Annotated in this window: 19 protein-coding genes; 7 read left to right on the forward strand and 12 right to left on the reverse strand. The window is 48.4% G+C overall.

The genetic code is table 11. The annotated features are described in order from the left end of the window. Positions 1-7: 7 nt before the first annotated feature. Positions 8-1,591 carry a bacillithiol biosynthesis cysteine-adding enzyme BshC gene (bshC, locus tag QFZ51_RS23370; RefSeq protein ID WP_429049483.1) on the reverse strand — a complete coding sequence of 528 codons (1,584 nt, stop codon included), beginning with the start codon at positions 1,589-1,591 and terminating at the stop codon, positions 8-10. A gap of 218 nt (positions 1,592-1,809) precedes the next feature. Here bshC and QFZ51_RS23375 point away from each other — a divergent pair, with 218 nt between their 5' ends. Then, entirely contained in the window at positions 1,810-2,811 is a 1,002-nt protein-coding gene (locus tag QFZ51_RS23375) for a glycosyltransferase family 4 protein (protein WP_429049486.1), read from the forward strand. 9 nt (positions 2,812-2,820) lie between these two features. Here the strand turns inward: QFZ51_RS23375 and QFZ51_RS23380 are convergent, their stop codons facing one another. The 3 genes from QFZ51_RS23380 to QFZ51_RS23390 are packed head-to-tail and all read right to left on the reverse strand — an operon-like array spanning position 2,821 to position 7,035. After that, a complete protein-coding gene (locus QFZ51_RS23380; RefSeq protein WP_370913184.1) occupies positions 2,821-4,290 on the reverse strand; it encodes a glycoside hydrolase family 130 protein in 1,470 nt (489 codons plus the stop codon). Positions 4,291-4,304: 14 nt separating this feature from the next. Beyond that, complete coding sequence (locus tag QFZ51_RS23385; RefSeq protein WP_429049488.1) at positions 4,305-5,576, reverse strand: glucose-1-phosphate adenylyltransferase; 1,272 nt, start codon at positions 5,574-5,576, stop codon at positions 4,305-4,307. 43 nt (positions 5,577-5,619) lie between these two features. Continuing rightward, entirely contained in the window at positions 5,620-7,035 is a 1,416-nt protein-coding gene (locus QFZ51_RS23390; protein ID WP_429049490.1) for a glycogen synthase, read from the reverse strand. 175 nt (positions 7,036-7,210) lie between these two features. Between QFZ51_RS23390 and QFZ51_RS23395 the strand changes: the two genes are divergently transcribed. Together QFZ51_RS23395 and QFZ51_RS23400 are read left to right on the forward strand one after the other, a co-directional pair. Continuing rightward, positions 7,211-8,104, forward strand: a complete 894-nt coding sequence (locus QFZ51_RS23395) for a DUF72 domain-containing protein (RefSeq protein ID WP_429049492.1) — start codon at positions 7,211-7,213, stop codon at positions 8,102-8,104. An 87-nt stretch (positions 8,105-8,191) separates the two neighbouring features. Next, on the forward strand, positions 8,192-11,116 hold the full coding sequence (locus QFZ51_RS23400; protein ID WP_429049494.1) for an FAD-binding and (Fe-S)-binding domain-containing protein: 2,925 nt from the start codon (positions 8,192-8,194) through the stop codon (positions 11,114-11,116). A 223-nt stretch (positions 11,117-11,339) separates the two neighbouring features. On the opposite strand, the gene QFZ51_RS23405 is transcribed toward QFZ51_RS23400, so the two are convergent. From QFZ51_RS23405 to QFZ51_RS23425, 5 genes are read right to left on the reverse strand one after another with little or no spacing between them, the layout of a single operon-like run. Next, positions 11,340-12,092, reverse strand: coding sequence for a class I SAM-dependent methyltransferase (locus tag QFZ51_RS23405; RefSeq protein ID WP_429049496.1), 753 nt, complete (start codon positions 12,090-12,092; stop codon positions 11,340-11,342). A 16-nt stretch (positions 12,093-12,108) separates the two neighbouring features. Next, entirely contained in the window at positions 12,109-15,282 is a 3,174-nt protein-coding gene (locus QFZ51_RS23410; protein ID WP_429049498.1) for an efflux RND transporter permease subunit, read from the reverse strand. Positions 15,283-15,303: 21 nt separating this feature from the next. After that, positions 15,304-16,440 (reverse strand): efflux RND transporter periplasmic adaptor subunit, encoded by a 1,137-nt coding sequence (locus QFZ51_RS23415; RefSeq protein WP_429049499.1) that lies wholly within the window; start codon positions 16,438-16,440, stop codon positions 15,304-15,306. Between the two features lie 36 nt (positions 16,441-16,476). Beyond that, positions 16,477-16,641: a TolC family protein gene (locus tag QFZ51_RS23420; RefSeq protein WP_429049501.1), complete on the reverse strand. Its 165-nt coding sequence runs from the start codon at positions 16,639-16,641 to the stop codon at positions 16,477-16,479. Beyond that, positions 16,616-17,824, reverse strand: coding sequence for a TolC family protein (locus tag QFZ51_RS23425; RefSeq protein ID WP_429049503.1), 1,209 nt, complete (start codon positions 17,822-17,824; stop codon positions 16,616-16,618). The genes QFZ51_RS23420 and QFZ51_RS23425 overlap by 26 nt, the downstream gene beginning before the upstream one ends. A 174-nt stretch (positions 17,825-17,998) precedes the next feature. Between QFZ51_RS23425 and QFZ51_RS23430 the strand changes: the two genes are divergently transcribed. Next, entirely contained in the window at positions 17,999-18,703 is a 705-nt protein-coding gene (locus QFZ51_RS23430) for a TMEM175 family protein (RefSeq protein ID WP_429049505.1), read from the forward strand. Positions 18,704-18,714: 11 nt separating this feature from the next. Continuing rightward, positions 18,715-19,755 carry a hypothetical protein gene (locus QFZ51_RS23435; RefSeq protein ID WP_429049508.1) on the forward strand — a complete coding sequence of 347 codons (1,041 nt, stop codon included), beginning with the start codon at positions 18,715-18,717 and terminating at the stop codon, positions 19,753-19,755. Positions 19,756-19,832: 77 nt separating this feature from the next. On the opposite strand, the gene QFZ51_RS23440 is transcribed toward QFZ51_RS23435, so the two are convergent. Further along, positions 19,833-20,807 (reverse strand): terpene synthase family protein, encoded by a 975-nt coding sequence (locus QFZ51_RS23440; RefSeq protein ID WP_429049511.1) that lies wholly within the window; start codon positions 20,805-20,807, stop codon positions 19,833-19,835. Between the two features lie 206 nt (positions 20,808-21,013). After that, positions 21,014-21,547 (reverse strand): isopentenyl-diphosphate Delta-isomerase, encoded by a 534-nt coding sequence (idi, locus tag QFZ51_RS23445; RefSeq protein ID WP_429049512.1) that lies wholly within the window; start codon positions 21,545-21,547, stop codon positions 21,014-21,016. Positions 21,548-21,726: 179 nt separating this feature from the next. On the opposite strand from idi, the gene QFZ51_RS23450 reads away from it, so the two are divergent. Both QFZ51_RS23450 and QFZ51_RS23455 read left to right on the forward strand, forming a co-directional pair. Further along, a complete protein-coding gene (locus QFZ51_RS23450) occupies positions 21,727-22,197 on the forward strand; it encodes a GAF domain-containing protein (RefSeq protein WP_429049514.1) in 471 nt (156 codons plus the stop codon). 47 nt (positions 22,198-22,244) lie between these two features. Further along, entirely contained in the window at positions 22,245-22,985 is a 741-nt protein-coding gene (locus QFZ51_RS23455) for a tyrosine-protein phosphatase (RefSeq protein ID WP_429049516.1), read from the forward strand. Between the two features lie 2 nt (positions 22,986-22,987). Here QFZ51_RS23455 and QFZ51_RS23460 read toward each other — a convergent pair whose 3' ends face one another. Then, positions 22,988-24,613: a gliding motility-associated C-terminal domain-containing protein gene (locus tag QFZ51_RS23460; RefSeq protein WP_429049518.1), complete on the reverse strand. Its 1,626-nt coding sequence runs from the start codon at positions 24,611-24,613 to the stop codon at positions 22,988-22,990. Positions 24,614-24,667: the final 54 nt, after the last annotated feature.

Below are 24,667 nucleotides of genomic sequence, written 5' to 3' on the forward strand. Positions count from 1 at the left end.
ATCCGCGTTACTCCGCTAAAATGGTAAACTCCGCGGTTACCGGTGTCAGCGCGGCAAGCACGCGGTCGAAGAAGGCGGGGCCTTCCTGGGCGTACCAGGGCAGGAAGTTCTCCTTGCGCTCCTGTAACGAACCGGCAGGAAATAATTTATTCTTAATCTGGCGGATCTGATCTGTTTGCCAGGCGAACTTTTTCTTCTCGGCACGCAGGAACTTATGTTCCAGTTTACCGATCGACTTCAGCGCTTTCTTTCTTTCAGAAGCGGTAGTGGCAATCAGTGTGACATCAATGCTGCGGGCCTTTTCTTCCAGGGAATCAAACAACTGCTCGATGGCCGCATATTCATCTTTCAATACCAGCGAAGCATTGGTGTGTTTCTTCACGTAATCATTTACGATATCTTCCGTTCCCTTGAAAAGATCGGTGGTGGTGAGTCCCAGCTTATTGATCCGCTGTTGGGAAAGTGTATCAGTCAGCAACAGGGAGTTGCGCAGCAATAAAACAGGGAAAGGCACTTTATAATGCGCAAAAAGCCCTTTCAATTCCAGCCAGTAGGCAATTTCACCGCCCCCGCCAATAAAGGCAATATTGGGCAGGATGGTTTCCTGGAACATTCCCCGTAAAATAACATTGGGACTGAAATTTTCAGGATGTGTTTCCAGGGCTGCTTCCAGCGAAGCGGCGTTGAAAGTCAACGACGTGTGTAATACTTTCCACTGATCGCCGTCCTGAACGATGCGCTCCCGCGACCCTTCCTGTAAATAAAAAAGATTTATTTCGCGTGGATTGGCCTGCACTTTATAATGTTCCCCCAGCTTCGCCAACGTATCGCTGACAATGGCATGCGACGCCTGGTTAAACAATTCGTCCTTTATAACGGGAAGGTATAAACGTTTTAATGCGGCGTTGTCCGGTATCAGCACCACCAGGCCAAAGCGGCCGAATAAGGCATGCACGAGGTACAGCGTGGCTTCCTGGATATTTTCATGTTCCAGGTAGGCCTTTTGCAGGAGGTCTGTCAGTTCGTCGCTGTGAGGTGCATATCCCAGCGTTTTCTTCACTTCAGCGATCAGCGCTTCCAGTCCTTCCGGCTTCATACGCCCTACTGCGCCCTGCTGACTGGTATTCCAGGTGATGGTTTTCCCTTCCAGGTAGATGCTGCCCAGCTCTTCGAGGTCGGCATCTTCACTGCCCATATAATATACCGGTACAAAATTATGTTGCGGGTATTGCTGTTTCAATTCATGACACAGCTTAATGGTTTGCAGGATCTTATAAGCGAAGTAGAGGTAGCCGGTGAAAATATTGGGCTGATGTGCGGTGCACACTGTAAAGGTATTAGGCTGCAACAGGGCGGTGATATTATCCTGTACTGCCTTTACGGGCTCCAGGGAAGTGTATTGCTGTTCCAGTGCGGCTACCAGTGCGGTTCTTGGTGTATCAAAATTTTGACGGGCGGCTATTGCGGCGGCAAAGTCCGGATGTACAGGAGAATAGGTATAAAATGGTCTGATCTGCGGACGTTCTGCTAAAAAATCTGTTACCAGCTGGTTAAAATAACCAGTTTTCCCATAAGGAATATATTCGGGCATATTGAGTTTCGAATTACAAATTACCAATTACAAAACGATGCAGTGCCAACACATCGAAATTTTTGAATGTACGAAGTTAGGTAATTAGTCAATTGGTTGATCAGATTATTGGTTGACCGGTCATCATTCCGGTACACCGGTTTCTTTGGCGCTTGTTTTGACAGCTATGCTGCAAACAACAGGCGCCTTAGTGCGCTAATGTTGGAAAATATACGATTATGAAGATAGCAATACTGGCGCCGATAGCCTGGCGTACGCCTCCAAGGCATTACGGCCCATGGGAACAGATGGCGGCTAACGTGGCGGAAGGCCTGGTAGCCAAAGGAATGGACGTAACGCTCTTTGCCACGGCCGACTCCCTCACTTCCGGTACCCTGGCGGCCATTTGCGCCAAAGGGTATGAGGAAGACCGCGAGGCAGATGCCAAAGTAAATGAGTGTATGCATATCAGTTACCTGATGGAGCAGGCCAGGGATTTCGACATCATCCATAATCACTTCGATTTTCTCCCCCTTACCTACTCCAGGCTGATTAAAACGCCTATGATAACCACTATTCACGGATTTTCCTCTCATAAAATATTACCGGTATACCAGCGGTATAATGATATAGGAAGATATGTGTCTATCAGTAACTCCGACCGCCATCCGTCGCTGAATTACGCAGCCACGGTATATAATGGTATCCGCACGGAAGATTTTGCGTTTGAGCCTACGCCGGACAGCTACCTCTTATATTATGGCAGGATCCATCCGGACAAAGGCACGCATGATGCGGTACAAATCGCCCTTCACTCCCGCCGCAAGCTGATCATAGCCGGGATTATACAGGACGAAGCCTATTTTAATGAAAAGGTAAAGCCCTATATAGATGATGAACAGATCATTTATATCGGCGCGGTAGGCGGGGAAGAACGCAGCCTGCTGCTGGGAAAAGCCAATGCACTGCTGCATCCCATCTTTTTTGATGAACCTTTTGGTTTAAGCGTAGCAGAGGCCATGCTGTGCGGCACGCCCGTTATCGCGTACAACCGCGGCTCCATGCCGGAGCTGATCAATGACCGCAAAACAGGTTTCCTTGTAAATAATTTACACGAGGCCGCCGCCTGTGTGGAAGATCTCACACTGATCAACCGCCAGGATTGCCATCTGCACGCGAAAAATAATTTCAGCGCGGAAATCATGACAGAGAAGTATATCGCCGTATATAACCAATTATAGATAGCCTCGCTACACGCCGTCTTCCTTGATCTGCGTCAGCAGTTTTTCCAGGTTGACGGTGGCGAAGCCGGAAGCATAATCCGACAGGCCGTAGGGAATGATCAGTTCATCGTTGTGGATAATAGAGCCGCAGGAGTACAGTACATTCGGTACATATCCTTCCCGTTCGTCTTTATTGGGCATGAGCAGGGGCTCACGCAGGCGGCCTATTTCCTTTTCAGGATTTTCCAGGTCCAGCAGGCTGGCGCCAATGCAATACGTACGCATGGGACCTACTCCGTGCGTGATCACCAGCCAGCCGTCTTTTGTTTCAATGGGCGAACCGCAGTTGCCCACCTGAACAAATTCCCACGCATATTTAGGCACGTGAAGGATCTGGGGATTTTCCCAGATATTGATTTTATCAGAGTACATAATATACCCATTGATACCATCAATCCGGGAGATCATCGCATATTTGCCGTTGATCTTTCGGGGGAAAAGCGCCAGGTTTTTATTCTGCGCCCCTTCTCCGTAGAGTGGCATGATCTTGAAGTTATAGAAGTCTTTTGTTTGCAGCAGCTTTGGCTGGATGGTAATGCCATCATACGCCGTGTAGGTAGCGTAATAGGTAATGTTCCCGTTTTCGCTGGTGTATTTTACAAAGCGGGCATCTTCAATGCCCCTGCTTTCTGCATCTGAATAAGGAAAAATTACGCGGTCAGACAAGTCGGTATCAAGTGAAAAGTTCAGCTCATAGTAGGAGTCTGCCAGCCATAGTACCCTTTCCAGTCCTTTTTTAAGGAGATGATCTACCTGGAACCGTTGTTGCATTTCCCGGATCACCTTTTTAAGGGCGAGGTATTCAAACTGGTCCGGCAGGGAGTTTTGTATTTCACGCATCACAGAATCCGGCAGCCGGATGGATACCGCATTCTGGAAGAACGTTTGTTTATGGTACATGGAGTTGCGGATAATTTCCGCTTCATCCACATAATTACCGGGTGCTATCAGGGAGATTTCATTGTTTTTGTCGATGATACCGGATCTGAAGGCAATGGAAGATACGTGTCCTTCACCTACTGCGCGAAAGCTCATGATGACGCGCTTTTGTCCTTCTTCCAGCCCGCTCTGGTCCACATCTTCCACGAGGGAAGGGTTGAAGAACGCGGCTGATTCAATGGAGTATTCGTTGGTGAAATAAGAACCGGTGAGCAATTTACGTTTGAGCGAGAGCCCTTCGTACTCGATCTGCAAACCGGGAAACAAATGTCTCAGCCGGTCTGCATGTCGTTCAAATATCCTCGTGATGTTCCTGTGTCGCCGGGAAAATTCCCTCAGTATAGGCATGACCGTTATATCCACCTCGGGGTCGCTCATTGCTGCTACCTGTTGAATGATAGACTTGGCCCGGGCCTCCCCGTTGAAAAAAAACCTGGCTACTACCCTCTTAAGGTCAGGATAAATTTTTGTACTCTTCCGCTCTATGGACAATCGCATGGTTATCTTGTTTGTTAAATACTGAATCCGTCTTCCAGGACCACTCCTTTTTTAACAACAACAATGCCGTCTTTTACTGTATATTTTTCAAAGTCCCCATCAGCTAAGTGTTTTCCGCCATTTATATGTACGCCGTTTCCAATGCGGCAGTTTTTATCAATGATGGCATTACTGATCACGCAGTTCTCTCCTATTCCCATCAACGGGCTTCCTTCTGCACGTGACTTTTCTATTTCGTCGAGTGTCTGGTAGTAATCGCTTCCCATGATATAGGCATTGCTGATTTCGCTGCCTTTACCAATGCGGGTACGGATGCCCACCACTACTCTTTCCAGTTTATCTGCCATAATAATACAACCGTCGGCGATCATTGTTTTCTCCATGTGGCCGGAAATTTTTGTAGGCGGCAGCATGCGGGCACGTGAAAAGATAGTTTGGGATTCATCGAAGAGGTTAAACAAGGGGATTTCATCCGTGAGGCCGATATTGGCTTCAAAGAAAGACTGGATGTTCCCGATATCTGTCCAGTAGCCTTCATATTGATAACTGAAAATCCGGCGTTTGTTTTCGATGGCCTGCGGGATGAGCTGCTTACCAAAATCGGCGGCTTCCGGTTGTGCATTGAGCATATCGAACAGTACCTGCCGGCTGAAGATATAAATGCCCATGCTCGCCAGGTATACGCGTCCTTCTTTCTGCATTTCCTCGCTTACTTCAGACGCCCATGGTGGAAGAACGGCCTGGGAAGGCTTTTCTGTAAAAGACACAATAGCGCCGTTTTCATCTTCCTTTAAAATACCAAAATCAGAAGCATCCCTTGCGCTCACGGGAATAGTAGCGATAGATATTTCCGCGCCCGTGTCGATATGATGTTTGATCATCTTTTTAAAATCCATCTGGTACAGCTGGTCACCGGACAATATGAGTATATATTCAAACTCAAAGTTCTCCATATGATGAAGGCATTGTCTTACGGCATCGGCCGTTCCCTGGTACCATGTGGGATTATCGGGGGTTTGCTCCGCTGCCAGGATATCTACAAACCCCTTATCAAAATTGCTGAAGTGATAAGTGTTTTTAATATGCTTGTTCAGGGAGGCGGAATTGAACTGCGTTAATACAAAGATGCGGTTCAGTTCTGCATTCAAACAATTGGAGATAGGAATATCCACCAGTCTGTATTTACCTGCCAGGGGCACCGCTGGTTTTGAGCGGCGACGGGTAAGCGGATACAGGCGGGTGCCGGCCCCTCCTCCGAGAATAATGGATATTACATCGTTAGTCATAATGGGAATTGGTTTTAGAAAGTCATCACTCAATTATTCTAAGCTATTTCATACTCTTGTACATTTCCAGGTAGCGTAGTGCCGAACTGTCCCAGGAATTATCAATGTTCATGCCTCTTAATCGTACTTCATCCAGGTGCCTGGCATCCTGATACAATTCGATGGCCCGTTTTACGGAATAGCAAACATCCGCAACGCTGGCCTGGTTAAAGCGGATGCCTACGCCATCCTGGTCTCCAAAGTCAATAACCGTGTCTTTCAGTCCGCCGGTGCTGCGTACTACGGGAACGGTTCCATAACGCAGCGCATACATCTGATTGAGGCCGCAGGGCTCCACCCTGGACGGCATCAGCAGGAAGTCACTGCCGGCATATATCTGATGGGATAATGATTCGTCGTAACCAATGTGCACATTGAAGCCATAGCTTACTACTGCACGGGTTTGTTGCAGGGACCATTCAATATGTGGGTCACCGCTCCCCAGTACGAGGAAATTTACTTCCCCCGGCAGTTCATGCAGGGATCTGCCAATTATTTCCGGCAGCAGGTCGGCGCCTTTGTCGCCTACCAGGCGGCCTATAAAAGATATCAGCGGCAGGGAGGCATCCAGCCCGAAGCGTTCGCACAGGTGCTGCTTGTTCGTTTGTTTACCTGCGGTGATAGTATCCAGGTCATAATTACGGGGTAACATCCGGTCGGTAGCCGGGTTCCATACCACATTATCGATACCATTCAGGATGCCCACCATTTTCCCTCTTTCCTGGTTGATAAGCGCTTCCAGGCCGTTGGCATTATAATACAGCTCTTCCAGGTAGCCCGGGGAAACGGTAGTAACGCGCCAGGCGCACTTGATAGCCGATGCGAGGGGATTGATAGCGCCGCCCCAGTCCAGCATACCGGACTTCCATAAATCGAAAGATGGAATGAGGTAGAGTTTATCCCAGCCAAATTGGCCCTGGTACTGTGCATTGTGAATAGTAAGTGCAGTGGGAATACTTTTCAGGCGCTCATATTTATAACCATAGTTGAGCAGGAACGGGATTAGCCCGGTATGATGATCATGGCAATGGATCACATCCGGCTGATGCTGCCATTCGTTGATCCAGTCGAGCACGGCAATCTGGAAGGCCAGGAACCGTTCTGTATCGTTGGGATAGCCGTAAACGCCGGGAGTGTCAAGTAAACCGGGGATATCTACGAGGTAAAGGTCGAAACCCAGCTCATTGCTGCGTTCCTTTATAACGTTAAAGTGGTACCAGTTGTGTCCCAGCCACATGCCGGCCTGGTGTACCACGTCGAATTCGTGGGTGTGGTAATATTTATTCCTGTAGGCCGGTATCACTACTTTGGCAAAGTTGCCAAGCTGGTGCTGGTATTTGGGCAACGCCCCTACCACATCACCTAGTCCACCTACTTTGGCTACCGGGTAACATTCCGCGCTGATGTGTAAAATCTCCATGCTGGTTAGTTGAAATCCTTATTAAGTTAAACTGGAAAAATAAGAAAACAAAAACTTAACCGTGATTTTTTACGATTATTATGAATATCCCCGCTGCGGGGACAGGACCCGTTGTGATAGTTTATATTTGTAACGGCGAATTGTTATGTGTCTCACCTCTAAATGCTGAATGCTCATGGATTTTGGTCGCGTTCCCACGGATATGCTGATGGACATTGATTTTAAGTTGCCCGCAGAACCTGTCTTTAATAAGAAGGTATTGAAAGGTAAACCCGTGAAAAAGCCGCAGGCCTGGCTGGGATGCGCCAAATGGGGGCGAAAGGAATGGATCGGGAAAATATACCCCAAGGGCACCAAGGAGGCTAACTTCCTGGAGGAATATGTAAAACACTTCAACAGCATAGAGCTGAATGCCACGCATTACCAGATCTACGGCCCCGAAACCATTTCCAAATGGGACGCCAAAGCACAGGGAATGGATTTTAAGTTCTGCCCTAAAGTACCGCAGTCGATCAGTCATTTCAGTACCTTAATTAATGCCGGCGCCAAAACCACTTCTTTCCTGGAAGGGGTATTGGCCTTTGGTAAACACCTGGGACCCATCTTTTTACAATTGAGTGATAAATTTGGCCCGGCCAAACGGGAAAACCTATACGAATACCTCGCCTCCCTGCCCACCGACCTGCAGTTTTTCGTGGAACTACGCCATAAGGAATGGTTTGAAGACGAGGCCGTGCGGCTGGAATTGTACGAAAAGCTCAACGAACTCAATGTAGGCCTCATTATTACCGATACCGCCGGCAGACGCGATGTGGCACATATGCACCTCACCATCCCGAAAGTATTTATCCGGTTTGTAGGCAACAGCCTGCATCCAACGGATTATACCCGCATCGACGACTGGGCCAACCGCATCAAATACTGGCTGGACAACGGTTTGAAGGAGGTTTATTTCTTCATGCACATGCACGATGAAGCCACCTCGCCCGAGCTGGCCGTGTACCTGGTAGACAAACTGGAAGCCGTTTGCGGGATAGACGTAAAAAAGCCCCGATTTGTAAAAGAATAGCGCTTTTTTTTACGAATACATTACAAGGGATGAAAAAGACGGACTGAAATATTAATTTCGCCCTCTCAAAACAGGTTTTTTACCATGATGCGCGACAAGCTAGAGCAATTAGCCGGGAAACTGGAAGGCACGCTTTATACAGATGATACAATGCGGACACTTTATGCCACCGATGCGTCGGCATACCGTGAAATGCCGCTGGCAGTAGCTATTCCGCAGCATATCGACGATCTTAAGACACTGATCAGTTTTGCGCGTGAAAATAAAACATCCCTCATACCACGCACTGCCGGCACTTCGCTGGCCGGCCAGGTAGTGGGCAACGGGATCATTACAGATGTTTCCCGCACTTTCACCAAAATACTGGAATTTAATAAAGAAGAAGGATGGGTACGGGTAGAGCCGGGCGTTATCCGTGACGAACTGAACATGTTCCTCAAACCGCACGGATTTTACTTTGGCCCTGAAACCTCCACCGCCAACCGCGCCATGATAGGTGGTATGGTGGGCAACAACTCCTGTGGCTCCAACTCCGTAGTATATGGCAGCACCCGCGAACACCTGCTGGAAGTAAAAGCCCTCCTGAGCAACGGAGAAGAAGTAACCTTTGGCAGCCTCGACGCAGAAAGCTTCCACCAGAAATGCGAAGGACCCGATACGCTAGAAACCCGTATCTATAAGCAGATACGTACCAGTCTTAGTAACTACAGCTACCAGGAGGAAATCCGGAAAGAATTCCCGAAAAAAAGTATTCCCCGCCGCAATACCGGCTATGCGGTAGACATGCTGCTGGAAACAAATCCCTTCACCGCCGGCACGGAAGACTTTAACTTCTGTAAACTCATCGCCGGTTCAGAAGGTACCCTGGCATTTCTCACGGAAATAAAACTGCATGTAGACCCGCTTCCTCCAAAGGAAACAGGCCTGCTCTGCATACATTTTAATAATATCGATGAATCCCTGCGGGCCAACATCCTGGTAATGGAATACAAACCCAGCGCCAGTGAACTCATTGACCACTACATCCTGGAATGCACCAAGGATAACATCGAACAAAGCAAGAACCGTTTCTTTGTGCAGGGGGATCCCGGCGCTATCCTGGTGGTGGAGTTTTGCCGCAATACCCGCGAAGAAATCATTGAAATTACCGGCCGCCTGGAAGCCACGCTGCGCGCAGCAGGACTGGGATATCATTTCCCGCTGTTATTCGGCGACGACAGTAAAAAGATCTGGGCGCTCCGTAAAGCAGGTCTGGGTTTACTCAGCAACCTCCCCGGCGATGAAAAGGCCGTACCCGTGATTGAAGATACCGCCGTTGCCGTGGAAGACCTCCCGGACTTTATCCGCGACTTCAACGATATCCTGGCGCAATACAAATTATACGCGGTGCACTACGCACATGCCGGCAGCGGTGAAATCCACCTCCGTCCCATCATCAACCTGAAAACGGAAGAAGGAAATTTACTGTTCCGTAAAATCGCAGAAGAAATAGCCACCCTCGTAAAGAAATATAATGGCTCCCTCAGCGGGGAACATGGCGACGGCAGGCTCAGAGGCGAATTTATTAAACAGATGGTGGGCAACAAAAACTATGAACTGCTCCGCCAGATCAAATATACCTGGGACCCAGAAAACATTTTCAATCCCAACAAAATCGTAGACACGCCATCCATGAACACGATGCTGCGCTACGAACCCGGACAAAAAGCACCGGAACTGAAAACCATTTTCCATTTCCCGGATCAAACCATGCTGCAACATGCAGAGCAATGCAACGGCTCCGGCGATTGCCGTAAAACGCAGCTCAGCGGCGGCACCATGTGCCCCAGCTACATGGCTACCCGCAATGAAAAGGATACCACCCGCGCCAGGGCTAACATCCTGCGCGAGTTCCTCACCAACAGCACCAAAGAAAACCGCTTCGACCATAAAGAAATTTATGACGTACTGGATCTTTGCCTGGCCTGCAAGGGGTGCAAGTCCGAATGCCCATCCAACGTGGATATGGCTAAGCTGAAAATGGAATTCCTGCAGCATTATTACGACGCCAACGGCGTTCCGTTGCGTGCCAATATGATCGGCAACTTCACCAAACTAACTTCACTGGCGGCTATTGCTCCCGGCGTTTATAATGCGATGATCAATAACTCCTTCACCGGTGGCATCATCCGTAAGTTCTCCGGCTTTGCGGCCAAACGCTCGCTGCCCGGCCTGCACAGCACTACCTTACGGAAATGGTTCCACGAAAAATGGCCGAAGGAAAAACAAGGCGCTGCCGGTAATAAAAAAGTATATCTTTTCTGTGACGAGTTCACCAACTATAACGATACCACCATCGGTATCAAAGCCGTACAACTCCTGCACCGCCTGGGTTACGACGTACAAATGATTGAACATCCTGAAAGCGCCCGCGCGTATATGTCGAAAGGATTACTGCGCAAAGCACGCGAATATGCCGACCGTAATGTTCGTATATTCAGCAACGTTATTAATGAAAATGTACCACTGCTCGGCATAGAACCTTCTGCTATCCTCAGTTTCCGCGATGAATACCCGGATCTTGTAAGTGAAGGGCTCCGCGAACAGGCGAAAGCGCTGGCTAAAAATGTATTCCTGATAGACGAATTCATTGCAGCAGAAGCAGACAAAGGTCATATCACCGCCCAACAGTTTACCGCCAATAAACAACATATCAAATTGCATGGCCATTGCCAGCAGAAGGCGTTATCGTCTGCCCTGCACAGCAAAAAAATGCTTTCTTTACCACAAAATTATTCAGTAGAAGTAATCCCTTCCGGCTGCTGCGGTATGGCCGGTTCCTTCGGTTACGAAAAAGAACACTACGACCTGAGCATGCAAATCGGCGAAATGGTGTTATTCCCCGCCGTCCGCAATGCGGCGCAGGGCACCATTATAGCCGCACCAGGCACCAGCTGCCGCCACCAGGTGAAAGATGGCACGGGTGTGAAAGCGCTGCATCCTGTGGAGATATTGTACAACAGTTTGGCCTAACGCGAATTTTGTCTTGGCTCAGGATTACGCTGATTTTACTGATTACCTGGATTTTTACTTTTGGATTTTTTTAGATTTTTTTGATTTTATTTAAATAATAATTATGGGAGATAAAAGCGAATATATCCGCTTCTATCTCCCATAATCCTTTATAAAATCAAAAAAGTAAAAATCCAGGTAATCAGTAAAATCAGCGTAATCCTGAGCCAAGACAAAATCCGCGTTATACCCGTCCCACGTAGAGTTTCGTTTCGTAGTGGAATTTCACCATCCCCTGCTCTTTGTATTTTCCAAAGAGGTCTTCGAGTGCGCGCATCATGGGGATATGCGACGGGTGGTCCTGTTCGGGGACGTAGGAGGAGGAGAGTAATCTTCCTTTGAGGGCGGGGAAATCGAATAGCTGGGCGTTCTGAAATACTTTTTCCTGCATGGTGCCGGGCTGAAAAAAGCCGGCTAACTGCGACGCCCCAACGTTTCTGTGCTGCATATCTTTATAGTCGGTGCCGTATTGATGGAGGAGTTTTTCATAACCTTTTTCAAACGGCAGGTCGGCCTGGCGTACATTCCACATCAATACTACCTTTGTATTTTCGCGGCCGATGCGGCGGAATTCTGCGGCGGTGGCCTGCTGATCAAACCAATGAAAAGCGGTGCCGGCCACCACCAGGTCTACGGAGGCATCCGGGAGGGTGGTATGTTCTGCGCTGCCGTTAACGGCGGTGAAGTTCGGATACCGGTTCAGCAATCTTTCAGCGGCCTCCCGCATATCTTTGTTGGGTTCCACGGCATATACCTTGTTGCCATTGTCGAGGAATGGCTGCGCAGAAATGCCGGTACCCGCACCGATGTCGGCCACAATAGTATGACGTGTTAAGCCGGTTTCGGCTTCGAGATAAGGAATAATGGCCACAGGATAATGTGGCCGGTATTTGATATAGTTATCTACGCGGGTGCTGAAGCGTTCAGTATTTTTCATCGTAATGAAGTTAGGGTTATTCTCCTAATCCTTTTGGCTTTTTCTCTTCATTACCATGGGCTTCGAGGTCTGCCAGTTTCTTTTTACCGTAAGATACTTTCGTGATCAGCACGTACAAAACGGGTACGGTAAAAATTCCCAATAAGGTGGCAGCAAGCATCCCTCCCACTACGGTAAAGCCTATATTGACACGGGAAGCCGCGCCGGCACCCTGTGCCAAACACAATGGCAACACCCCTAATATGAAGGCGAAGGAAGTCATCAGGATTGGACGTAAACGCAGTTTTACGGCCTCCAGTGTGGCGTCTAACAATGGCATGCCCCTGTCTACACGCTCTTTACAGAACTCTACGATCAGGATGGCATTTTTTGCCGCCAAACCGATCAGCGTGATCAAACCAATCTGGGAGTATACGCTATTGGATTGTTTCGTTAACGACAGCGCCAGGATAGACCCGAACAACGCGATTGGCACAGCCAGCAATACGGAGAACGGCACCGACCAGCTCTCATACAACGCGGTAAGCAACAGGAATACAAACAGGATAGACAATCCAAAGATGAGCACACTACTGTTACCTGCTTCAATTTCCTGCAGGGATACGTTCGCCCATTCGAAGGAGAAGTTCTCCGGCAGCACCTGTGCAGCCACTTCTTTCAGTGCATTGATACCATCCCCGCTACTGTAACCTGGTTTGGTATCACCATTGATTTCAACGGACCGGTACAGGTTAAAGTGGTTGATTACCGGGGCACCGGATGCTTTTTTGGTGGTGATCAGTGCGCTGAGCGGCACCATCTGCCCTGTAACATTGCGGACATAATAAGTATTCAGGTTATTGATGCTGGTACGGTAGGTAGAATCTGCCTGCAGTACTACGCGGAAGCTCCTGCTGAATTTGGTGAAGTCGTTTACATACAACCCTCCGAGGAAAGTTTGCAATGCATTGAACACATCGCTGACGGCTACACCGAGTTGTTTACATTTATCTCGGTCCACCTCCACGTTGAATTGCGGAGTATTGGCGCTGAAGAAAGCGTATGCCCTCGCTATTTCCGGCCGCTGGTTAGCGGCCATCAGGAACTGTCCCATTACCTGCAGGAACTGGTTGATATCGGGATTCGTCCGCTGCTCCAGCATAAAGGAGAACCCACCGGTATTACCTAATCCACGCAGTGTGGGTGAAGGGATACAGATGATATTGGCCCCGATGATACGACTGGTCGCCATTTGAATTCTCCCCAATACAGTATTCATGTTATCTCCATGCTTGTATCGCTCATCCCAGGGGCGGAGGCTCACGAAGAAGGTGCCGGAGTTAGGCTTGGTGGCATTTGCCACGAAGTTGATCCCTGTTATACCAAAAAAGTGCAGCACGGCACTGTCTTTCAGCAGGATATCGCTGATTTGCGCCACTACTTCTTTTGTTCGCTGGGAAGAAGATGCTTCCGGCAGCTCCAGTGCGATGAACATGGCGCCCATATCTTCCTGGGGAACAAAGGTGGTGGGTGTTTTCTTAAAGAGATAGAATGCCGCAGCAAACAGTACTGCCATAATCACCAGTACTGCCGGCGTTTTACGGATGCTGAACATCACGCCTTTACCATAGCGGTTAGTAAATCTTTCAAACCATTGGTTAAACTTGAAGAAGAGCTTATTCAGTCCTGTCGACTTCTGCGTAAGATGCGCGGGCCTCAAGAGAATAGCCGTGAGTGCAGGCGTTAACGTTAGTGCCAGGAATGCCGATAACAACACCGAGAAGGCGATGGTTAAGGCAAACTGCTGGTATAGCCGTCCGCTTACACCGGGAATAAAGGCTACCGGCACAAACACCGCTGCCAGGATGAGGGCGATGGCAATTACCGGGCCCTGTACTTCCGACATCGCTTTGAAAGTGGCTTCACGCGGCGACATCAGGTTGGCATCGATATGATGCTGCACGGCCTCCACTACCACAATGGCATCATCCACAACAATACCGATAGCCAGTACAAAACCGAACAGCGTGAGGGTATTGATGGAGAAGCCCAGCAACTGGAAAAATATAAAGGTACCTATCAGTGAAATCGGAATTACCAGGATGGGGATGATGGTAGCCCGCCAGTTCTGCAGGAATACAAATACCACGATCACCACCAGTATCAGGGCTTCCACAAAGGTTTCTATTACTTCTTCGATAGAAATTTTAACGAAAGAGGTAGATTCAAACGGCACCAGCCATTTCACATCTTCCGGGAAACGTTTGGACATTTCCTCCATTTTGGCCATTACCAGGTCGTTTACGTCCAGTGCATTTGCACCGGGCGCCAGGTAAATAGCCATACCACTGCCGGTTTTACCATCTGCTTTTGCTTCGATGGCATAGGTAAAGGAGCCGAGGTCGATCCTGGCTACATCACGGAGGCGAACAAGGCTACCATTCTGGCTGGTAGCTACTACCACGTTGCCAAATTCTTCGGTGGTAGCCAAACGGCCTTTTACACTCACCGTATATTCAAAAGCCTGCGTACTGCGCATAGGCGCGGCGCCTACACTACCGGCCGGCACCTGCTGGTTCTGTTCTGTGATGGCCCGGGCAATATCGCCGGCGGTTAATCCAAGGGCGGCCATTTTATCCGGGTTCAGCCAGATGCGCATACTATAATCCTGGGAAAAGGCATTTACGTCACCTACGCCGGATACACGGGCCAGCTCCGGTTTCAGGTAAATGTTCAGGTAGTTATCGAGGAATTCGCGCGAGTGTTTTCCTTTGGGAGAATTCAGCGCGATTACCATCAACATATCATTGGAACGTTTCTTAACGGTTACCCCTACACGACGTACTTCATCGGGGGTACTTGGCAGCGCGAGACTTACCCGGTTCTGCACATCCAGGGTAGCGATATCCGGGTTGGTGCCCAGTTTAAAGCTGACGGTAATACTCATGGAGCCATCGTTTGCACTTACGGATTGTATGTACATGGCGCCTGGTGTACCATTCACCTGGTTTTCTATGGGGGTGGTCACTGTTTCCTCTACCGTTGTGGAGTTGGCTCCCACATAGTTGGCCCTTACATCCGTTACCGGCGGTGCAATATCCGGCAGCTGTGCAATCGGGAGGTTAAACATACAGATGAGCCCTACAATCACAATAATGATAGCAATTACGATCGTAGTATTCTTTCGCTCTATAAATGTTTTTGAGATCATACTGTGATGGTGATTTAGGATTTATTGTTTTGCCCCTGCTCCTGCTCCGGCGATAGTCACGGTATCTCCCGGTTTCACCCGCTGGATGCCGTCCACCACGACCCTGTCGCCGGCTTTCAGTCCGCTGGTAACCAGCTGCATGGTATCTGTAACCGGCCCGGGAACAATGTCCGTAGCGCCAACTACATTGTCTTTCGAAATAGTATATACACTGGTTTCTGACAAGTTCTGGATAATTGCTTTAGCCGGAATTGCCAGCTGGGTAGCGGGAGTGCCGTATTGCATTACGATGACGATGCTCATACCCGACTTCAGCATATTTTCCTTGTTTTCAAAAACGAGTCGTACCCGTACGGTACCGGTTTGCGGATCCACAATATTATTGATGGTTAACACTTTGCCTGCTTCGCCGTAGCGGGTGCCATCGCCAAACTGGATATAGAATTTCTGATCACCGCCTTTGCCTTGCTGAATGCGCAGGAATTCCGGCAGGCGGGCCTGTGGAACATCCATATCCGCAAACATGGGGTGTTCATTTACGATGGTGTTAATGAGGGTTTGACCGGCATTGATCACATCTCCTACCTTTATTTGTGCGATACCGATTTTGCCGGTTACCGGCGCCCGCACCACGGCATGGTTTACATCGGTACCGGCCCTTGCCACGGAAGCTTTTGCCGCGGCCACATTGGCCTGGGCGGTTAACATACCCGTATAAGCCTGATCTACCGTTTGTTTGGAGATCGCATCATGGTCCAGGAGGGATTTATATCTTTCGTAGTCGCGTTGCCGTTGTGCCAGATCGGCTTCGGCCTGTTGCTGGGTAGCGGCTACCTGTCCGTAAGCAGCGGCATAGCGGCTTCTGTCAATATCATACAGGGGCTGGCCCTTTGTTACATTACTGCCGTCGGCCACCCGGATGGCTTCCAGGTAACCGGAAACATCCGGCTTCAGCTGCACAACATCATGGGCCATGAGGGTAGCAGGGAATTTCTCCGACACGGTATATACGGCCGGTACTACTTCTACGGCTACCACCGTTGGCTTCATCTTCCCCATCATAGCAGCCTGTTGCTGTTGCTTTTTGCTGTTGCCACAGGCCACACAGAGTATCATTCCTGCTACATAAAAGGTCCGCTTGTAATTTATTAGATACATATGAGAAATTGATTGCGAATTACGAATGCTGATACTTTATTTGATTTTGCCCATGGCTTTATCCAGTTCTGTTTTGCTGATCAGGGTGTTTAACAGGGCCTGCACATAATCTACCTGCGCCTGTTTCAGTTCACTTTCTGCGGAGATCACATCAAGACTGCTGGCTACTCCCTGTTCAAAATTTGAGCACAATACGTTCATAAATGCCCTGGGTGAGTCCCATATTTGTTTTCTGGGTAACGAACCTGGACTTGTTATTAAGGTATTGCGTATTGGCGTTGGTAACTTCCAGTTTAATCTGCTGGGACAGGTAACTGAGGTCGTTCTCTGATTTCTCCAAAGTAATTTTGTTCTGCCTGATCTGGTGTATTCTTTCCGTACCAGTAAAAATGGGCCATGCGAGGGTAAGTCCGAGAGCCGAGGCGCCGAAACCGGTTTTATACAAATCCCCGAAATCTGAGGAGAAATAGTTCCAGCCATAGTTCACAAAACCATTTAATGATGGCAGGAAGCTCATCTTCTTACTTTTCAGGTTCAGTTCATTCAGGGCGATCTGGGTGGTTTGTATCCCGTATTCTACGCGGTCCTGTACCTGGTAATCAACGGTATCACTGATAAACGATTCCACGTTGAGGTCCTGCACAGTTTGTGTAAGATCTAGTTTTGCTTCCTGGGGCATGCCCATCTGGAACTTTAATAACTGGGTCGTATATACGAGTAACCGGATCTGGGTTTCAATATCGGTTACCACATTATTGTAAGACACCTGGATCCTGTCTACATCTACTCTTTCTGCCACACCTACATCATAGCGGGCCCGGGTATCTTTCAGGGTTTTCTCCAGCTGGTCCATATTGGCTTTGGAAAGGCGGATACTTTCTTCGTTGGCCAGCACGGCGTAGTAGGCTTTTGTAATAGCCACGCGGGTGTCGATCTCCGTTCTTTTATAGGATTTCTCTGCCAGGCCGCCATATACTTTTGCGGCTTTCAGCCCGAGGAAGTAGTCGCTGTTGAAGATAGTCTGGTTTACCTGTCCTGTTACAGCAGAGGCAAACCGGGTTCCAAACTGAACGGGGATTCTTACGCCGGAAGACGGGTTGGTCAGATCGGGTATCAAAGAGGTGGCCAGTTTCAGGTTATCTGTAAAGCTGGCATTGACATCTGCATGGGGTAACAGCTTCCCGGTGGCTTCCTTGATCTGTTCCTGGGAAAAATTGATATCCAGCCGGGCATTTACGACATCGTTCTGATGAGCCAGGCCGTACTGTATGCAATTCGCCAGATTAAAAGCAAAGGGTCCCTGTTGCGCTGTATCTGTTTGCCCGTAAGCTCTTGTTATCCCTGAAAGTAAAACAAAGGTGAATAGAAAAAGACGACAATGCATACGTATTACTTTGAAAGTATATGATGATTGATAAATACTTAACAACAAACAGGTAAAAAGGTTCTGTTGACGAGCCGGCTATTATACGGCTCCGGAAAAGGAACAACATGCCTAATAACTGCCGGCTAAAAGCTATTTTCGTATCTTTCGGAAAAGTTATTGTTAACTATGTCTATGTCTGTTATAAAAGAACCCAAACCGTTTCATCGTGAGTTTGAGCTGGATCGATTGATGTTTTTCAGTGATGCGGTGTTTGCCGTTGCCATTACTTTACTGATCATCGGAATAAAACTGCCTGCCCTTCCGGGGAAAATGCCTGCCAACGGTTACTGGGATTTTTTTGAGCCTACTGCTATTGAGTTTTTAACTTTCGTAGTGAGTTTTGTGTTTATTGGAAACTTCTGGGTACGGCATCTTCAATTATGCCGGTTTCTCCAAAATTACAATGAAGGATTGATTCATCGTCATCTTTTCTTTTTATTTTTTATTGTGACGTTTCCTTTTTCTACTTCTGCCTTGCTGCATACGAGTTCCCACTTTATGCTTCCTTTCTTTATCTACCTGTGCAACCTGGCGGGTTGCCTGGCGGCTTTGTTCTGGATCAGCTATTATGTATTCCAGAAAAATCCGGACCTGGCCGTTGCCGGTCATCACACGGAAAAAGAACTGTTATACCAGCGGTTTAAATACGGGTTTCTCACCATGGCAACGGGCTTTACCTGTATAGCGATGACTTATTTCCTGTATCCGGAGAATACGGCGTACCAGCGTATCAGTTATATGCTGATACCTGCGCTGGCTTTGTTTAATTATTTCCGTTTAAAGATAAAAAAACGTAATACGCTCCGCCTGGTACACAAAATGGGAGCGAACAACTGAAAAAGCGGCCTATGTTAGAACTAGACAAAAAGGAAGCACAGATAGTACAACGGGCGATTCAGTCGTGGCAGCGCGACCAGCTTATCAGCGATGAGCAGGCCGGCGAGCTGCAGAAAAGCTACAAAGTGGTGAACACCGACTGGCAAACGCTTACGCTTTATATTTTTATTGCGGCTATATCCTGTGCGCTGATGGCGTTTGGATCACTGGTCCTGGATGAGAAGTGGATAGAGATTATCCGGAAGAAGTTTTCGCTGACCGATAGCGTGATTGCCCTGGTATTTGGTGCGCTGACCATTTTTCTTTGTTATGAGGGCTGGCGGCGCAATAAACATCAGCCGCTGTTTTCGTTTAACCGGGAGCTTTTCTGGCTGCTGCCGGTTCTTAGTATAGGCGTGAGCGTGGTTTACCTGGGCAAAAGCGTTAACTACCTGGAAGGCAATTATGGCGCGTTCTGGTTGCTGGCTACGGCCTGCTACGGCGTGTTGGGCATTACGCTTCACTCCCGCCTGTTATGGATTGCCACCCTGCTTTGCCTGATCCCGGCTTATGTAAAGCTCACTTATTTCCTTACCGGCGACGCCGCTTATTTCCTGGGCATGAATCTTCCCTGCCGCATGGCCCTGCTGGGGGTGCTGCTCACGGGCGTGGCCTGGATACTCCGTCAATTTAAAGTATATGCACCCATCAAAGACATTACGTGGAGCGGAGGCTGGCTGCTGCTGCTTATTTCCGGCTGGCTGATCTCTATTTTCGGGAATTGCGGTACCTGGGATGAATGGCAGCAATTGCGGCAGGTTCACCTGTTGCAATGGGTGATCGTTTACACCGTGCTGTGTGCGGGCGTATTGCTGCTGGGTCTCAAGCTAAAAGACGACCTGTTGCGCGACCTCGGTGTTGCCTTCCTGTTGCTGGACCTGTATACCCGCTACTTTGAATATCTCTGGGACTTTACCAATAAAGGACTCTTCTTCGGCATCCTGGCGTTATCCTTCTGGTGGGTAGGGCGGCTCATTGAAAGACGGATGAAACAGGGAACTGAACGAAAATAAAAAAGGCCTGCGGCGCGATACTTCTTTCTGAAAAAATAAATGCTTCTTTCTGAAAAACCAGCGCCGCAGGCGCTCTTCTAGGCTGCTACCACCTCTCCTACGGCCATACCATACCGGCCGGTATCTTTCACACTCCAGTCGTAATTTCCTGTAATCCAGGACCGGAGCACCGACACGTACCGCAACAGTTCATAATCGGTTTCCACTCCTTTCAGGGGAAGGAGTTTTTCCAGGGTAACAAAAATGGCTACTTCTTCATTGTGCATCCGGACAGCTTCGTTAATCGCCTCCTGCAGGCTGCATTGCCGGGCGTGTTGTAATACCAGCACCAGGTTGTGCACATCGCCCTGCTTCGCTTCTTTCGTACAGGAAAACAGGTCGTTTGCCCAGCAAACAATATTGTTGCAGGCCTGGATCATGCGCTGGATCAGGGGTTGTTCGACCACTTCCCGGCTGAGATACACTTTTTCGATGATTTCTATGGCTTCAATATCCGCCAGGAGTGCGCCGGTAAAGGGCCGCATGTGCACATAATCCGCCACGGAGGGAACAATACCGGCTTCCCGGTTTTCGGCTTCCCAGATGCAGGACGTAAAATAATCGTCCATGCTGCGGATAAAACGAAGGCGCCAGGCGGGGCTGCTGATGGCGCGCATGCGCTCCCATATGCTGCTCAGGGCCGCCGGCAGCGGGCCACCGGTTTCCGGGGTTACTACCCGGTTGTGATGCAGGATGTCCATTAACCCCGCCATCATGCTTTTGAGATAGTCGGCTTTGCGGCCCATGGAGGCTTCGTCGCACTGATCATCAAGGATAAACAGCCAGGTGTTGAAATCCGCGATGATGCAAAGCTCGTGCAAAGCGGCATCAGGAAAGGCCCTGGCAGCCAGCCAGGCGAACCGGGCTTTCTCAAAGCGCCGCCAGGCCAGCTCAGAAGTGATCAGACCATAAGCTTGTACCCAGGAAACAATGTGTTGCTGGGCTTCATCTGCGTGTTGGTTAACGCCGGAAGGGAAAGGGTAACTGACAGTTGGCATTTGGATGGTTGTCATGTGTCTTTGGATTTAATAGTTAACTATGGTGGGTAATAAAAACGACGTTGGCATTACCGGGCGGGAATCCCGGAAAAGTGTGAAGGAGCGGGCACAGGGAAGCAGCCGCTACTTAAAGCAGTAAATAAGGCAGGTAGGTGCTATCATCATTTTAATTAAAATGATCCGGTTAACAGCAAAATTGGCATAGTAAAATAAAAGTTTAATTATACAGCGCTGATCGGCGTACCCAGGTATTGTAATACCATTGGCAGTGCACGATGAAACCAGATGGTAAATGCAGCCGGTTCTTTTTTCATTAATTCCAGTATCTCGCCGGGAGACAGGTAGCGGTAATCACACACTTCGGATGCTTCGGGAAATATGTTGCCGTTATAGGTACCCAGCAATACATGATCAAATTCGTGTTCGGTTAACCCGTTGTCAAAACCGGTTCTGTAAGTAAAAGAAAAAATCTCCTGCAGATCGCAATCGAAACCCATTTCTTCCCGTAAACGCCGGTGCGCGGCAGCAGCAGTATCTTCACCTGGATACGGGTGGCTACAACAGGCGTTGGTCCATAGTCCGGCAGAATGATATTTCTCCAGTGCCCTGCGCTGCAATAAAATCTCGCCTGCATCATTGATGATAAATACAGAAAAAGCGCGATGAAGTAATCCTTTCTCGTGGGCTTCCATCTTCTCCATCGTTCCAATAGCCTCATCCTGTTCGTTCACTAATATTACGTCCGGTGATTTCATAGACTGTCAAAGATATTTGATTTACGCTTCCGGCAGATAAAAAATAGGACAAAGAATCAAAAAACTATGCTTAAACAAATAATAATTGGTTGAGTGGTTAACAGCAATACTTTAACGGTTACTTAGATAAATATAATATAAATTTTCCGGACTTTTGCAATATTAACAACCACAAAAAAATGGCAGAAGACTTACAAATCATTAGAGGAAATAAAGCGGAGCAATACACTTCTCTTCTCCCCCAGATAAAAGGATTACTGGACGGGGAAACCGACCTGGTGGCCAATATGGCCAATGTAGCCGCTGCGCTGAAAGAGCAGTTTGGATGGCTTTGGGTAGGTTTTTACCTGGTAAAAGAAGATGAACTGGTACTCGGTCCCTTTCAGGGCCCGGTAGCGTGTACCCGTATCCGTAAGAACCGGGGTGTTTGCGGCAGCAGCTGGGCACAGGCCCAAACACTGATTGTACCTGATGTGGAAGCATTTCCCGGGCACATTGCCTGCAGCAGCTTATCGAAATCTGAGATCGTGGTACCGCTGATCCGTAACGGCGAAGTAACGGCGATACTGGATGCAGACAGTGAGCATCTTTCTCATTTTGATGTTACTGACCAGCAATACCTGGAAGAAATTGTGGCACTGATTGTGTGATAGCAAAGCGGATTTTCGTATCATCGCTTTATTGAGAGACCATTATTATGCTTTTTTTCAGAAAAAAAAATACCGAAACAACGCCGCCTGCAGACCTGCTGGCGTTCATGGCTACAGATATCCACTCCCACCTGGTGCCGGGAGTGGATGATGGTGTACCTGACGTGGCTACGTCGTTACATTTTATTGAACAGCTGCAGGCGATGGGGATCCGGAAAATTATCACTACCCCGCATATTATGATGGACCGGTACCCAAATTCCGCCGGTACATTAACCAATCCATATCAACAGGTACAACAGGAGTTGCTCCGGAAAAACAGTCCCCTTCCTTTTCACTTTGCTGCAGAATACTATCTGGATGAACAGTTTGTGCCGCTGATGCAGCAACCTTTGCTAACCATCTCCGGGAACAGGGTGCTGGTGGAAATATCGTTTATGTCGGCTCCGCCGCAACTGGCGCAATGGCTGTTTGATATACAGGCCGCCGGCTATCAGCCCGTACTGGCCCACCCCGAGAGATATGGCTACTATCACGCAAACATACCGCAGTACGAACAACTGAAACAACAGGGCTGCCTGTTGCAGCTTAACCTGCTGTCGCTCACGGGTTATTACGGAAAACATGTACAGCAAGCCGCTGAAAAGCTGATGGCGGCTGGTTTATTTGATCTTATCGGTACCGATCTTCATCATGAAAAACACCTCCGTGCCATTGCCGGCATAGCCAAAAATACGAAGCTCCGCAAGGCATTGGAAGCCTATCCCTTTGGCAACGCCGCATTATAATATCATTGGATCAGCATGACCGTACCGGTTTGCTTTCTCGCCTGTTGCTTGCTATCAGTATACAAAAGTACCCACACATAAGCGGCCGCCGGTAACATTTTCCCTTTGAAAAGGCCATCCCATGCGCCATCCGGGCTATTGGTACTGAAAACTGTTTGTCCCCAGCGGGTATATACTTCCAGCTTGTAGTCAGTTACATCGTCGTGTACTTTTGCACGGAACAGGTCATTCTGACCGTCGCCGTTGGGGGAGAATGCGGTGGGAACGAAAACGGCGCACTGGCGGATGTTTTTATCAACATCTGCAGATCCTTTCACCTCACAGTCGTTTTTATCTTTTACCTGAAAATAATACCTGCCTTTGTCAAGGTGTCCAAGTATACTGTCCATCTGCCATTCAGTGCCTTCCAAACGATACGCATAGGGCTGGGTGCCACCGTTTGCCTGTAAAAAGATCCTGCCATCAGTTGTTTCGCTGCAACTGGCTGCTTTCGTGGTAACGCTCAACAGTTGCAGTTTCGGTGGTTCTTTCAAATCTATTTTTTCATACGGATCTTCACATCCCTGTTCATCCTTTACCATCACGCGGTAAGTACCGGGATGCAGCTGATTAAATGCAGGTGTGTAACTGGGTTGCGTATCGTCATTTAAATAATAACGGTAAGGAGGAATCCCGCCGCTGGTTGTGAGCGCAATTCCATTTTCGTTATCCCCGTTACATTTTGAGATGATGATGTTTACAACGCTTTTCAGATCCGTTTCTTTAATGATCACATCTACAGTAACCGAAGCGCCATTAAGCGCAGTAACGGTCAACTTATAAGTGCCGGCAGACAAGCCACTGACATGAGAGGTCGTTTGCCCACCAGGCATCCATAAATAGGTGACCGGATTATGGGCACTGAGCAGCTTCACGGATGCTTCGCCGGTACTGGCATTTTTACAGGTGGTGGTAGTGGTTACTGATACCTGTGGCACCTCGCGGATAGTAGGAGAGAAATTATCCACCAATACAGCCGCATAACTTCTCTCTTTACATTTAAATATTGAATTAGGTCCGAAAATGATCTGCCGGTAATCTTTTTTAGGCGTAAAAACCGGAGCGTAACGTCTCCAGGTGGTGTGATTAAAATTACCGGATTCCCAGAGCAGTTCGGGTTGTTCGCCGGGATTACATCCATAAATAGCGAAAGAGCCATTACAAATATCTCTCGTATAAAATGTGGTAGAAGCAAGGTCTACTGAAAGCGTATATGTTTTGCCTGCTTTTAGCGGACTGCGAAGATTTTGTCCAAAAAGTTCCTGCCAATCATTTGTAAGCACTGCGCCAATATAAAAATCTCCGGCTGACGCAGGAAAAGAAAAACCGGCAATTCCCGGTTGCTGATCCGGCGATTGGCTTATCACCAGCCAGGGCTTGGGTAAACGTCCTGACACCGTTACTTTTCCTTCCAATGAGGGATTATCTATTACAATATCCTGTGCAGCAGTATCAAAGGCGGATGTTAAAAAAAGGGAAAGGAAAGTTGCCACACAAACAACTTTCCTTAACAAGCCATTGCTTATTAAAGAAGCGTCTGCACGGGCTTTCAATAATGCGATATGCACTATACAGGATATGGTCTTCATAGATAATACTAATTTCAAAAACAGGATACTGATCACATGTACATTCTCCCGGTC

It is taken from the genome of Chitinophaga sp. W3I9 (assembly GCF_050434025.1).
Taxonomy (GTDB): Bacteria; Bacteroidota; Bacteroidia; order Chitinophagales; family Chitinophagaceae; genus Chitinophaga.